The sequence below is a fragment of the Streptomyces sp. NPDC058872 genome (assembly GCF_042743065.1).
Lineage (GTDB): Bacteria > Actinomycetota > Actinomycetes > Streptomycetales > Streptomycetaceae > Streptomyces.
In genome coordinates, this window is record NZ_JBHYMK010000015.1 from 21,008 (window position 1) to 33,993 (window position 12,986).

At 72.0% G+C, this 12,986-nt stretch carries 12 protein-coding genes; all 12 read left to right on the forward strand.

The window, feature by feature from the left end:
* Window positions 1-240 precede the first annotated feature (240 nt).
* The 12 genes from ACFW22_RS12075 (at window position 241) to ACFW22_RS12130 (ending at window position 12,833) form a co-directional block, all read left to right on the forward strand.
* Complete coding sequence (locus ACFW22_RS12075) at window positions 241-2,004, forward strand: DUF5941 domain-containing protein (RefSeq protein WP_386402197.1); 1,764 nt, start codon at window positions 241-243, stop codon at window positions 2,002-2,004.
* Window positions 2,001-2,738 carry a sugar phosphate nucleotidyltransferase gene (locus tag ACFW22_RS12080; RefSeq protein WP_386401958.1) on the forward strand — a complete coding sequence of 246 codons (738 nt, stop codon included), beginning with the start codon at window positions 2,001-2,003 and terminating at the stop codon, window positions 2,736-2,738. Before ACFW22_RS12075 ends, ACFW22_RS12080 begins: the two co-directional genes overlap by 4 nt.
* Window positions 2,726-3,787, forward strand: coding sequence for an iron-containing alcohol dehydrogenase family protein (locus ACFW22_RS12085; protein ID WP_386401960.1), 1,062 nt, complete (start codon window positions 2,726-2,728; stop codon window positions 3,785-3,787). The genes ACFW22_RS12080 and ACFW22_RS12085 overlap by 13 nt, the downstream gene beginning before the upstream one ends.
* Window positions 3,765-4,544, forward strand: coding sequence for a CDP-alcohol phosphatidyltransferase family protein (locus ACFW22_RS12090; RefSeq protein WP_386401962.1), 780 nt, complete (start codon window positions 3,765-3,767; stop codon window positions 4,542-4,544). Before ACFW22_RS12085 ends, ACFW22_RS12090 begins: the two co-directional genes overlap by 23 nt.
* 47 nt (window positions 4,545-4,591) lie before the next feature.
* Entirely contained in the window at window positions 4,592-5,437 is an 846-nt protein-coding gene (locus ACFW22_RS12095) for a glycosyltransferase family 2 protein (protein WP_386402200.1), read from the forward strand.
* Window positions 5,438-5,486: 49 nt separating this feature from the next.
* Window positions 5,487-6,419, forward strand: coding sequence for an ABC transporter permease (locus tag ACFW22_RS12100; protein ID WP_386401964.1), 933 nt, complete (start codon window positions 5,487-5,489; stop codon window positions 6,417-6,419).
* Window positions 6,412-7,197: an ABC transporter ATP-binding protein gene (locus ACFW22_RS12105; protein WP_386401966.1), complete on the forward strand. Its 786-nt coding sequence runs from the start codon at window positions 6,412-6,414 to the stop codon at window positions 7,195-7,197. Before ACFW22_RS12100 ends, ACFW22_RS12105 begins: the two co-directional genes overlap by 8 nt.
* 212 nt (window positions 7,198-7,409) lie before the next feature.
* Entirely contained in the window at window positions 7,410-8,057 is a 648-nt protein-coding gene (locus tag ACFW22_RS12110) for a TetR/AcrR family transcriptional regulator (RefSeq protein ID WP_386401968.1), read from the forward strand.
* A 301-nt stretch (window positions 8,058-8,358) separates the two neighbouring features.
* Complete coding sequence (gene hpnC, locus ACFW22_RS12115; RefSeq protein ID WP_386401970.1) at window positions 8,359-9,270, forward strand: squalene synthase HpnC; 912 nt, start codon at window positions 8,359-8,361, stop codon at window positions 9,268-9,270.
* Complete coding sequence (hpnD, locus tag ACFW22_RS12120; RefSeq protein WP_386401972.1) at window positions 9,267-10,217, forward strand: presqualene diphosphate synthase HpnD; 951 nt, start codon at window positions 9,267-9,269, stop codon at window positions 10,215-10,217. Before hpnC ends, hpnD begins: the two co-directional genes overlap by 4 nt.
* Before the next feature lie 118 nt (window positions 10,218-10,335).
* Window positions 10,336-11,736, forward strand: coding sequence for a hydroxysqualene dehydroxylase HpnE (gene hpnE, locus ACFW22_RS12125; protein ID WP_386401974.1), 1,401 nt, complete (start codon window positions 10,336-10,338; stop codon window positions 11,734-11,736).
* A complete protein-coding gene (locus ACFW22_RS12130) occupies window positions 11,733-12,833 on the forward strand; it encodes a polyprenyl synthetase family protein (RefSeq protein WP_386401976.1) in 1,101 nt (366 codons plus the stop codon). Before hpnE ends, ACFW22_RS12130 begins: the two co-directional genes overlap by 4 nt.
* Window positions 12,834-12,986 lie beyond the last annotated feature (153 nt).

Consider the following 12,986-nt stretch of genomic DNA (forward strand, 5'->3'; position numbering starts at 1 on the left):
ACGCACCCGCACGGACGCGGAAGGTCACGGGGGAGTCCTGTCGGCGAAGCCTCGGTGAACTCATGTTCCGCACATCCGATAGCCTCAGCCGACGTGTCGTCGCCCGGTGCCGGGCCGCACCGCCGCGCCGGGGGCCGCCATGGCTCCGCCGGCCCCTCCGTCAGCTCCAAGGAGTGAGTTCGTCTGTCGACCGCCATCCTCACCGGCCCCCCGGCACCCGGATCCTCGCTCGACGGCGATCTGCGGTCGCTCGGCTTCGACGTCCGGACCGCCGCCGACGCCGAAGAAGCAGGTGCCCTGCTGGCCGCCGTCCCGACGGGTGAGCGCGTCGCGCTCGTCGACGCCCGGTTCGTCGGCCACCTGCACGCCCTGCGCCTCGCCCTCACCGACCCCCGCTTCCCCGCGGTCGCCGCGCCGGGCGCGCTCGCCGTGCAGCGGGAGGCCCGCCCGGCGCTGACCCGAGCCCTGGGCGCGGTCGTCACGCCTCCGGGAGCCCCCGGCGCCGACACCCTCACGGACCCGGCCACCCTCACCGACGCGCTCGCCGAGCGCCTCGACGCCGACGGCGTCGCCGTTCACCGGCCCCAGCTCGGCACCTTGGTCGCCACCGTGCCCGCCGATGCCGAAGCCCGCCACGAGGCCCGCGCCGCCGTCGCCGCGGTCGACGACGAGGCCGTGCGCCTCCGCTCGGCCGTCAAGGCGCACGACGGCTTCTTCACCACCTTCTTCATCAGCCCCTACTCGCGCTACATCGCCCGCTGGTGCGCGCGCCGCGGGCTCACCCCCAACCAGGTCACGACGGCCTCGCTGCTCACCGCCCTCGTCGCGGCCGGCTGCGCGGCCACCGGCGAGCGCGCCGGCTACGTCGCGGCCGGCGTGCTCCTCCTGGTCTCCTTCGTCCTCGACTGCACCGACGGACAGCTCGCCCGCTACGCACTCACGTACTCGACGATGGGGGCCTGGCTCGACGCCACCTTCGACCGGGTCAAGGAGTACGCCTTCTACGCGGGCCTCGCCCTCGGCGCCGCCCGCAACGGAGACGACGTCTGGGGCCTGGCGCTCGGTGCCATGGTCCTCATGACCTGCCGGCACGTCGTGGACTTCTCCTTCAACGAGGCCAACCACGACGCCACGGCCAACACCAGTCCCACCGCCACCCTCTCCAGCAGACTGGACGGCGTCGGGTGGACGGTCTGGGTCCGTCGCATGATCATCCTGCCGATCGGCGAGCGCTGGGCGATGATCGCGGTCCTCACCGCCGTCACCACCCCCCGGATCGTCTTCTGGGCGCTGATCGTCGGCTGCGCGTTCGGCGCCTGCTACACCACGGCCGGCCGCGTCCTGCGCTCCCTGACCCGCAAGGCGCAGCGCACCGACCGGGCGGCCCGGGCGCTGGCGGACCTGGCGGACTCGGGTCCGCTCGCCGAACTCCAGGCCCGGATGCCGTGGGGGCGGACCGGAGCGATCGGAGCCCCCGTCCTCATCGCCGCCCTCGGCGCCGTCCTGATGGTCACGGCCGCACTGGTCCTGCCGTTCGGCGACGTCCGGCTGGTGCCCGTCACGGTGCTCTACGCGATGGCCGCGGGCCTGGCCGTCGCCCGCCCCCTCAAGGGCGCCCTCGACTGGCTCGTTCCACCGTTCTTCCGGGCCGCCGAGTACACCACCGTCCTCGTGCTCGCCGCCCGCTCGGACTCCCCGCAGGCCCTGCCCGCCGCATTCGGGCTGGTCGCAGCGGTCGCCTACCATCACTACGACACGGTGTACCGCATTCGCGGCGGCACCGGCGCGCCGCCCGCCTGGCTGGTGCGCGTCACCGGCGGACACGAGGGGCGCACGCTCCTGGTGGCCGTCCTCGCCGCCCTGCTGGCGGGCCGTGGCGACGACTTCACCCTGGCACTGACCGTGCTCGCGGTCGCCGTCGCGCTGGTGGTGCTCGTGGAGTCCATCCGCTTCTGGGTCTCCTCCGGAGCACCCGCCGTTCACGACGAAGGAGAAACAGCATGATCGGCCTCGTACTGGCAGCCGGTGCCGGACGGCGTCTGCGCCCCTACACCGACACCCTTCCGAAGGCCCTCGTGCCTGTCGACGGTGACACCACCGTCCTCGACCTCACGCTGAAGAACTTCGCGGAGATCGGCCTCACCGAGGTCGCGATCGTCGTCGGCTACCGCAAGGAGGCCGTCTACGACCGCAAGGAGGCGCTGGAGGCCAAGTACGGCCTCAAGCTCACCCTCGTCGACAACGACAAGGCCGAGGAGTGGAACAACGCCTACTCCCTGTGGTGCGCCCGTGAGGTCCTCAAGCGCGGCGTGATCCTCGCCAACGGCGACACGGTCCACCCCGTCTCCGTCGAGAAGACCCTGCTCGCCGCCCGCGGCAACGGACAGAAGATCATCCTCGCCCTCGACACGGTGAAGAACCTCGCCGACGAGGAGATGAAGGTCATCACCGCCGAGGGCAAGGGCGTCCAGCGCATCACCAAGCTGATGGACCCGGCCACCGCCACCGGCGAGTACATCGGCGTCACGCTGATCGAGGCCGAGGCCGCCGAGGAGCTCGCCGACGCCCTCAAGGTCACCTTCGAGCGCGACCCCGACCTGTACTACGAGGACGGCTACCAGGAGCTCGTCAACCGCGGCTTCACCGTCGACGTGGCACCCATCGGCGACGTCAAGTGGGTCGAGATCGACAACCACGACGACCTGGCGAAGGGCCGTGAGATCGCGTGCCAGTACTGACCCGGCTGATCCCCTCGCCGGTCGTCGTCGACATCCGCAGGGGGGCGCTGGACGACCTGTCCGTGCTCCTCGCGGACCAACGGATCTCCAGCAACGGCAAGATCGCCGTCGCCATCAGCGGCGGCTCGGGGCTCAAGCTGCGTGACCACTTCGCCCCCGAGCTGCCGGGTGCCGACTGGTACCCGGTGTCGGGCGGCACCATCGACGAGGCGGTGCGGCTGGCGGACGCCATGCGCGGCAAGCGGTACGACGCCGTGGTCGCCCTCGGCGGCGGCAAGATCATCGACGTGACGAAGTACGCGGCGGCCCGGGTCGGACTGCCGCTGGTGGCCATCGCCACCAACCTGTCGCACGACGGCATCTGCTCCCCGGTGTCCACCCTGGACAACGACAACGGCCGCGGCTCCTACGGGGTGCCCACCCCGATCGCGCTGGTCATCGACCTCGACGTGATCCGGGACGCCCCCGTGCGGTACGTCCGCTCCGGCATCGGCGACGCGATCTCGAACCTCTCCGCCATCGAGGACTGGGAGCTCTCGCACCGGGAGACCGGGGAGCCCGTCGACGGCCTGGCCGCGGCCATGGCCCGCAGCGCCGGCGAGGCGGTGCTCCGCCACCCGGGCGGCGTGGGCGACGACGACTTCCTCGTCACGCTCTCCGAGGGCCTGGTGATGTCCGGCATCGCCATGTCCATCAGCGGCGACACCCGTCCTTCCTCGGGCGCCTGCCACGAGATCAGCCACGCCTTCGACCTGCTGTTCCCGACGCGTGCGGCCAGCCACGGCGAGCAGTGCGGCCTCGGCGCGGCCTTCGCGATGCACCTGCGCGGTGCGCGGGAGGCATCCGGCGTCATGGTCGAGACCCTGCGGCGGCACGGCCTGCCCGTGCTGCCCGAGGAGATGGGCTTCACCCCGGACGAGTTCGTCCGGGCGGTCTCCTTCGCCCCGCAGACCCGACCGGGCCGCTTCACCATCCTCGAACACCTCGACCTGTCCGACGACGAGATCAGGGACGCGTACGCCGACTATGCAAAAGCCATCGGTAGCTGAGCTCAGGCCGGTCGTCCACCCCCCGGGCGTGAAGGACCGGCGGAGCGGTGAGCACTGGGGCGGCCGTCTGTACATGCGGGAGGTCTCCCTGCGGATCACCCGCCACCTCGTCGGCACCCGGGTCACTCCGAACCAGCTCACCTACGTCATGACGCTCGCGGGCCTGCTCGCCGCCCCGGCGCTGCTGGTGCCGGGGATCCCGGGGGCCCTGCTGGGCGCCCTCATGGTCCAGCTCTACCTGCTGCTCGACTGCGTCGACGGCGAGGTGGCCCGCTGGAAGAAGCAGTTCTCGTTGTCCGGCGTCTACCTGGACCGGGTCGGCGCCTATCTGTGTGACGCGGCCGTGCTCGTCGGCTTCGGCCTGCGTGCCGCCGACCCGTGGGGCTCGGGCCGGATCGACTGGCTGTGGGCCTTCCTGGGCACGCTCGCCGCGCTCGGTGCCGTCCTGATCAAGGCCGAGACCGACCTCGTCGGGGTGGCCCGCCACCAGGGCGGCCTCCCCCCGGTCAAGGAGGCCGCGTCCGAGCCGCGCTCCTCCGGCATGGCGCTGGCCCGCCGTGCCGCCGCCGCGCTCAAGTTCCACCGGCTGGTCCTCGGCATCGAGGCCTCGCTGCTCATCGTGGTCCTGGCGATCGCGGACCAGATCAGGGGAGACCTCTTCTTCTCCCGACTGGGCGTCGCGGTCCTCGCCGGCATCGCGATGCTCCAGACCGTGCTGCACCTGGTGTCGATCATGGTCTCCAGCAGGCTGAAGTGAGTCCGACCCCCGGTACGCCGCTCAGGGTGGGAGCCGTCGTCATCACGATGGGCGACCGCCCCGACGACCTGCGTGCGCTCATCGACTCGGTGGCCGAGCAGGAAGGCGCCCCGGTCGAGGTCGTCGTCGTCGGTCAGGGCACCCCGGTCACCGGGGTGCCCGACTGGGTCCGGACCGTCGAGTTGCCGGAGAACCTCGGCATCCCCGGCGGCCGGAACGTCGGCATCGAGGCCTTCGGTCCGGGCGGCACCGACGTCGACGTCCTGCTCTTCCTCGACGACGACGGGCTGCTCGCCCACACGGACACCGCCGAACTGGTTCGGCAGGCCTTCACCGCCGACCCCCGCCTCGGCATCATCAGCTTCCGGATCGCCGATCCGGAGACCGGCCTCACCCAGCGCCGGCACGTTCCGCGGCTGCGCACCGTCGATCCGATGCGCTCCTCGCGGGTGACCACGTTCCTCGGCGGTGCCAATGCCGTCCGCACCAAGGTGTTCGCCGAAGTGGGCCTCCTGCCGGAGGAGTTCTTCTACGCACACGAGGAGACCGACCTCGCCTGGCGCGCGCTCGACGCCGGCTGGATGATCGACTACCGTTCCGACATGGTGCTGTTGCACCCCACCACGGCCCCATCCCGGCACGCTTCGTACCACTTCAACGTGGCCCGCAACCGAGTGTGGCTGGCACGTCGCAATCTGCCCGCACCCCTGGTGCCGGTCTACCTCGGCGTCTGGCTCCTGCTCACCCTGGCCCGGCGGCCCTCGCTGTCCGCGCTGAAGGCGTGGCTCGGCGGATTCCGCACGGGCTGGACGACCCCCTGCGGACCGCGCCGCCCCCTGAGGTGGCGTACGGTGTGGCGGCTGACCCGGCTGGGTCGTCCCCCGGTCGTCTGACATCGTGGTACCCGACGTGCCGCGCATCTTGAACACGAAAGTTTCGACTGTGAGTGACACACACCAGGGCGGAGCGGTCGCGACGAGCGCGCCTCCGTCCCCCGGCGGCGAGGGCCCGGAGCCGGCCGCCCTCGCCGCGCAGTACGGCCTCGCCGTCAGCGGGGCCCGGCCAGGACTGTTCGAGTACGTCCGTGAGCTGTGGAGCCGCCGCCACTTCATCCTGGCCTTCTCCTCCGCGAAGCTGGCCGCCCAGTACAGTCAGGCCAAGCTGGGCCAGGTGTGGCAGGTCGCCACCCCACTGCTCAACGCCCTGGTCTACTACCTGATCTTCGGGTTGATCCTGGGGGCGGGCAGGGGGATGAGCGAGGACGTCTACATCCCGTTCCTGGTCACCGGCATCTTCGTGTTCACCTTCACCCAGAGCTCGGTCATGGCCGGCGTCCGGGCGATCTCCGGCAACCTCGGGCTCGTCCGGGCCCTGCACTTCCCGCGCGCCACCCTTCCGATCTCCTTCTCGCTCCAGCAGCTCCAGCAGCTGCTGTACTCGATGATCGTGCTGGTGGCGGTCGCGATCTCCTTCGGCAGCTACCCCTCCCTCCGGTGGCTGCTGGTCGTCCCGGCGCTGTTGCTGCAGTTCGTGTTCAACACCGGCCTCGCCATGATCGTGGCCAGGATGGGCGCCAAGACGCCCGACCTCGCCCAGCTGATGCCCTTCGTCATGCGCACCTGGATGTACGCCTCCGGCGTGATGTTCTCCATCCAGACCATGCTCGCCGACAAGCCGGCCTGGATCTCCGACCTGCTGATGTACAACCCGGCGGCCGTCTACATGGACCTGATGCGCTACGCCCTGATCGAGGACTACAGCGCGCACAACCTGCCGGACCACGTCTGGCTCACCGCCCTGGCCTGGGCCCTGGCCTTCGGCATCGGCGGCTTCGTCTACTTCTGGAAGGCCGAAGAGAGGTACGGCCGTGGCTGACACGAACCGGGGCGCCGTCCCCACCGTCATCTGCGACGACGTCCACATCGTCTACCGGGTCAACACCGGCGGCGGGGGCAAGGGCAGCGCCACCGCGGCGCTCAGCCGTATCGTGGGCCGGGGGAAGGCCGAGGTCTCCCGGGGCGTCCGCAAGGTCCATGCGGTCCGCGGCGTCACCTTCACCGCCTACCGCGGCGAGGCGATCGGACTCATCGGCAGCAACGGCTCCGGCAAGTCCACCCTGCTGCGCGCCATCGCCGGCCTGCTCCCCACCGAGAGCGGCAAGGTCTACACCGATGGACAGCCTTCGCTCCTGGGCGTCAACGCCGCCCTCATGAACGACCTCACCGGTGAGCGCAACGTGATCCTGGGCGGCCTGGCCATGGGCATGAGCCGGGAGGAGGTGCGCTCCCGCTACGACCACATCGTCGACTTCTCCGGCATCAACGAGAAGGGCGACTTCATCAGCCTTCCCATGCGGACGTACTCCTCCGGCATGGGGGCTCGACTCCGGTTCGCCATCGCGGCGGCCAAGAACCACGACGTCCTCCTCATCGACGAGGCGCTGGCGACCGGCGACCGCAAGTTCCAGATCCGGTCCGAGGAGCGCATCCGCGAGCTCCGCAAGGAGGCCGGCACGGTCTTCCTGGTGAGCCACAGCAACAAGTCCATCCGGGACACCTGCGACCGGGTGCTCTGGCTGGAGAAGGGGCAGCTCCTGATGGACGGCCCCACGGACGAGGTCCTCAAGGCCTACGAGCGCGAGACCGCCCGCTGAGGGCGTCCGCGGCCCACCGCGGACCCCACGGGACGGACCTCGGTCCCCGCGCCCCGTGCAGAGCCCCTTCCGGACGGCTTCCGGGAGGGGCTCCGTCGTCCTTCGGCCGCTCCTCCGTCCTCGGGGCGAGGCGGTGGACGCCTTCCTCCTTTCCCGCGCGTCGGGCCGCCACCCGGAATGTTCATGCGGTTAACTTCGGGCAGGATGGGCCCATGGCAGCGTTCTCGGCGGGAAAGACCTACCATCACGGCGATCTGCGCAACGCGCTGATCTGTGCGGCCGTCGACCTCGCCACCGAGGGCGGCCCCGAGCGGGTCGTCCTCCGCGAGGCCGCCCGCCGGGTCGGCGTCTCGCCCACCGCCGCCTACCGTCACTTCGACGGGCGCGGTGAACTCCTCCGCGCCGTCAGGTCCCACGCCCGCCACGAGCTCGCCGTCTCCATGGAACGGGCCGCCGCCGGTGCTCCCGGTGCGGACGACCCCGTGCGGGCGGCGGAGAGCCGCATCGCCGCCCTCTGCCGTGGGTACGTCGGCTTCGCCCTGGAGCAGCCCGGGCTCTATCGGGCCGCGTTCTGCCTGCCCCGCCCCGTGGAGGCGGACGGTCACGCACCGGAGAGGCCGTGCGCCGAACCCGAACTCCGCGCGTTCACCCTGCTCGGGGAGGCGCTCGAAGCGCTGTCCCGGCCCGGTGTCGCGCGACCGGGCGGCCGACCCGCCGCTGGTGCCGCAGTGTGGTCGGCCGTGCACGGATTGTCACTCTTGCTCGTTGACGGCCCCCTCGGTCGACTCTCCCCCCAGGGTAGGCGCGTTGCCGTCGAGTCCACCCTCGCCATGGTGGTCTCCGGCGTCCGTCCCCTCTGAATTCGAACTCCCTTGCGCGGGGCTGGTGTTGGGGGGTCCGACGGGGTGGGGGTGCGATGCCGGCCACCCCGGAATGGCGAAGGTCGTCGTACAACGTAAGCTGGACCGGTCTGTTTCGCGGCAAGTAGGGCCATACCCCGCGGCCATCGGGCCCCGGTCGGCGGCCCCACGGTCAGGGGTCGGCGGCGTGTCCGAAATAGGATGGATTGGATCGGCAGTGTAGAACGGGAGACGTGACGGCCATGACGCAGAATCTCCAACTCCACGAGGGTGTCGCCGTCCCCCCGTCAGGAAGCGCCCAGTGACACGGACCCGGCAGGCGCACATCGACGCCTCCTCACACACCACGCTGGGCAAGGCCGCGGACGAGAACTTCCCCGTGGCCCCCTTCTTCCTGCCCCGCGCCTGGCGCGACGACCTGATGGCGGTCTACGGCTACGCCCGGCTCGTCGACGACATCGGCGACGGCGACCTCGCCCCCGACGGCAGCGACGCCCAGCACCTGGGAGTGGACCCCGAGACCGCCGGGGACCGGCTCGCCCTCCTCGACGCCTTCGAGGCGGACCTCCACCGGGTCTTCGACTCCGCCCCGCGCCATCCCCTGCTGCGCGCCCTCCAGCCGACCGTCCGCCGCTGCGGGCTCACTCCCGACCCCTTCCTCGGCCTGATCGCGGCCAACCGCCAGGACCAGCTGGTCAGCCGCTACGAGACCTACCAGGACCTCGTCGCCTACTGCGAGCTCTCCGCCAACCCCGTCGGCAGGCTCGTCCTCGGGATCACCGGAACGGCCACCCCCGAGCGGATCCGGCGCTCCGACGAGATCTGCACCGCCCTCCAGATCGTCGAGCACCTCCAGGACGTCGCCGAGGACCTCGGCCGTGACCGGATCTACCTGCCCGCCGAGGACCTCAAGCGCTTCCACGTCACCGAGCGCGACCTCGCCGCCCCCACGGCCGGCGCCTCCGTGCGGGCCCTGATCGCCTTCGAAGCCGAGCGGGCCCGCGCCCTGCTCCACGCGGGCACCCCGCTCGTCGCCAGCGTCCACGGCCGGCTACGCCTCCTCCTCGCGGGATTCACCGCAGGGGGACTCGCGGCGCTCGACGCCGTCACCGACGCCGGGTACGACGTGTTGGCCGGCCCGCCCAAGCCCAGCAAGCCGAGCCTGATGCGCCAGGCGGGAGCGGTACTGCTCCGGGCGCGGAAAGAGGGGTGAACGCGACCGTGGAGGCACAGCACCAGCCGTCCGCACCGGTCCAGGCCGCCTACAGCTACTGCGAAGCGGTCACCGGGCAGCAGGCCCGCAACTTCGCCTACGGGATCCGACTGCTCCCCGCCGAGAAGCGACAGGCGATGTCCGCGCTGTACGCCTTCTCGCGGCGCGTGGACGACATCGGCGACGGCACCCTCGCGCCCGACGTCAAACGGGAGCGGCTCGAAGCCACCCGCGCGTTGCTCGACCGGATCAGGGCCGGCGCGGTCGACGAGGACGACACCGACCCGGTCGCCGTCGCCCTCGCCGACTCGTCCCACCGCTTCCCGATTCCGCTCGACGGCCTGGACGAGCTCATCGACGGCGTCCTGATGGACGTCCGCGGCGCGACCTACGAGACCTGGGACGACCTCAAGGTCTACTGCCGCTGCGTCGCCGGGGCGATCGGCCGGCTCTCCCTCGGCGTCTTCGGCACCCAACCCGGGGCCCACGGCGCCGACCGTGCCCCCGAGTACGCCGACACCCTGGGGCTCGCGCTCCAACTCACCAACATCCTCAGGGACGTGCGCGAGGACGCGGAGAACGGGCGCACCTACCTGCCCGCCGACGACCTCGCCAAGTTCGGCTGCAGCGACGGCTTCGGAAGCGACGCCCCGGCTCCCGGAGCCGATTTCGCCGGGCTCGTCCACTTCGAAGTGCGGCGCGCCAGGGCCCTGTTCGCCGAGGGCTACCACCTGCTGCCCATGCTCGACCGACGCAGCGGCGCCTGCGTCGCCGCCATGGCCGGCATCTACCGGCGCCTCCTCGACCGGATCGAGCGCGACCCCGAGGCCGTGCTGCGCGGTCGCGTCTCGCTCCCCGGTCGCGAGAAGGCCTACGTGGCGGTGCGCGGCCTCTCCGGCCTCGACACCCGGCACATCGCCCGACGTTCCGGCAGGAGGCGCGTCTGATGCGCCCGGCCGCCCCTGCCGCCGACCTCCGGTCAACCCCGGGCTCCGCCCGGGCGTCCCTGTCCGGGGCGCGCGCCTGCGCCCCCGGCCGTCCCGGCACGACCCGAAAGGGGGGCGAGTGATCCACCAGGGAACCGAGCAGGACGCCCGGCAGCCCCGCGCCGTCGTCGTCGGCGGAGGGCTCGCCGGGATCACCGCCGCGCTCCAACTGGCCGGCACCGGCGTCCGGGTCACCCTGCTCGAAGGCCGGCCCCGACTCGGCGGCCTGGCCTTTTCGTTCCGCCGCGGCGACCTGACCGTGGACAACGGCCAGCACGTCTACCTGCGCTGCTGCACCGCCTACCGCTGGTTCCTCGACCGGATCGACGGCGCACGGCTCGCCCCGCTCCAGGACCGCCTCGACGTCCCGGTCCTCGACGTCGGCCACCCCCGCGGCCCCCGCCTCGGCCGGATCCGCCGCGACGGCCTCCCCGTACCGCTGCACCTCGTGCGCAGCCTCGCCGCCTATCCGCACCTCTCCCTCGCCGAGCGCGCCTCCGTCGGCCGGGCCGCACTGGCCCTCAAGCGGCTCGACCCCGCCGATCCGGCGCTCGACGGGATCGACTTCGCCACCTGGCTCGGTCGGCACGGCCAGTCCCCGCGGGCCGTCGAGGCCCTCTGGGACCTCGTCGGCATCCCCACCCTCAACGCCCCCGCGCCACAGGCCTCCATGGCTCTCGCCGCGATGGTCTTCAAGACCGGGCTGCTCTCCGAACCCGGTGCCGCCGACATCGGCTGGGCCCACGTCCCGCTCGGCGAGCTCCACGACACCAGGGCGGCGAAGGAGCTCGATGCCCTCGGCGTCCGCACCGCGCTCCGCACCAAGGTCGAGCGGATCTCCCGTACCGTCGAGGGGCTTTGGGCCGTCGACGTGCCCGGGGAGCGCATCCTCGCCGATGCCGTCGTCCTCGCCGTCCCCCAGCAGGAGACCCACGGCCTGCTGCCCGAGGGAGCCCTGGACGATCCCGACCGGCTCCTCGACATCGGCACCGCCCCGATCCTCAACCTGCACGTCGTCTACGACCGCAAGGTGCTGAAGCAGCCCTTCTTCACCGCGCTGGGTTCCCCGGTGCAGTGGGTCTTCGACCGCACCGATTCCTCCGGACTCACCGGTGGCGGCCAGTACCTCGCCGTCTCCCAGTCCGCCGCCCAGGACGAGATCGACGAACCCGTCGCCGCCCTGCGCGAGAAGTACCTCCCGGCCCTGGAGCGACTGCTGCCCGCCGCCCGCGGCGCCGGAATCCGCGACTTCTTCGTCACCAGGGAGCGGACCGCCACGTTCGCCCCCGCCCCGGGCGTCGGCCGGCTCCGTCCCGGCGCCCGCACCCGGGCACCCGGCCTGTACCTGGCCGGGGCCTGGACCGCCACCGGCTGGCCCGCGACCATGGAGGGTGCCGTCCGCAGTGGTCTCACCGCCGCGGACGCCGCGCTCTCCGCCCTAGGCCGCCGCCATGACCATCCGCTGCAGGAGGCGGTATGAGTGTGAGTACCGGAACAAGAGGAGAGACCGTGCCGACAGTGCAGCCGGAGAATCCGGCCGTCGACACCGCGGACGTGTCCGCACTGCTGGAGCGGGGGCGGACCCTGTCCACCCCCGTACTGCGGGCGGCCGTCGACCGCCTCGCGCCGCCCATGGACACCGTGGCCGCCTACCACTTCGGCTGGATCGACGCACAGGGCAACCCCGTCGACGGCGACGGCGGCAAGGCCGTCCGCCCCGCGCTCGCCCTGCTGTCGGCCGAGGCCGCGGGTGCCGCCCCCGAGGTCGGGATCCCCGGTGCCGTAGCCGTCGAACTCGTCCACAACTTCTCATTGCTCCACGACGACCTGATGGACGGCGACGAGCAGCGCCGTCACCGGGACACCGTGTGGAAGGTGCACGGCCCCGCGCAGGCGATCCTCGTCGGCGACGCGCTGTTCGCCCTCGCCAACGAGATCCTGCTCGAACTCGGCACCGTCGAAGCCGGCCGGGCCACCCGCCGGCTGACCACGGCCAGCCGCAAGCTCATCGACGGGCAGGCCCAGGACATCTCCTACGAACACCGCGAGCGGGTCACCGTCGAGGAGTGCCTGGAGATGGAGGGCAACAAGACGGGTGCCCTGCTCGCCTGCGCCGTCTCCATCGGTGCGGTCCTCGGCGGGGCCGACGACCGCACCGCGGACAAGCTGGAGGAGTACGGCTACCACCTCGGCCTGGCCTTCCAGGCCGTGGACGACCTGCTGGGCATCTGGGGCGACCCGGAGTCCACCGGCAAGCAGACCTGGAGCGACCTGCGCCAGCGCAAGAAGTCCCTCCCGGTCGTCGCCGCCCTCGCCGCGGGCGGACCCGCCTCGGAGCAGCTCGGCGAACTGCTCGCCGCGGACGCCAAGTCCACCGACTTCGAGAGCTTCTCCGAGGAGGAGTTCGCCACCCGTGCGGCCCTCATCGAAGAAGCGGGCGGTCGCGAGTGGACCGCCCAGGAGGCGCGTCGTCAGCACGCCGTCGCCCTCGACGCCCTGAACGCGGTGGACATGCCCGCCCGGGTGCGTGACCAGCTCACCGCGCTGGCCGATTTCGTGGTCGTGCGGAAGAGATGATCACCATCACCCTGATATGAGTTCGCAGTCGCCGGCCGGGGGCGCCCCCGCCCCCCCCCCCCCCCACCCCCCCGCCCCGGCCCGGACCCCCCGCCCCACCGGACACCCAACACACCCACCCCCCCCCACCCCCCCGGGGGCGGGGGGCCCCCG

What these genes read in the sequence shown, in the direction of transcription:
- ACFW22_RS12080 (WP_386401958.1), top strand. Translation starts at nt 2,001, where the DNA reads ATGATCGGCCTCGTACTGGCAGCCGGTGCCGGACGGCGTCTGCGCCCC.
- ACFW22_RS12110 (WP_386401968.1), top strand. Translation starts at nt 7,410, where the DNA reads ATGGCAGCGTTCTCGGCGGGAAAGACCTACCATCACGGCGATCTGCGC.
- ACFW22_RS12130 (WP_386401976.1), top strand. Translation starts at nt 11,733, where the DNA reads ATGAGTGTGAGTACCGGAACAAGAGGAGAGACCGTGCCGACAGTGCAG.
- ACFW22_RS12090 (WP_386401962.1), top strand. Translation starts at nt 3,765, where the DNA reads ATGCAAAAGCCATCGGTAGCTGAGCTCAGGCCGGTCGTCCACCCCCCG.
- ACFW22_RS12095 (WP_386402200.1), top strand. Translation starts at nt 4,592, where the DNA reads ATGGGCGACCGCCCCGACGACCTGCGTGCGCTCATCGACTCGGTGGCC.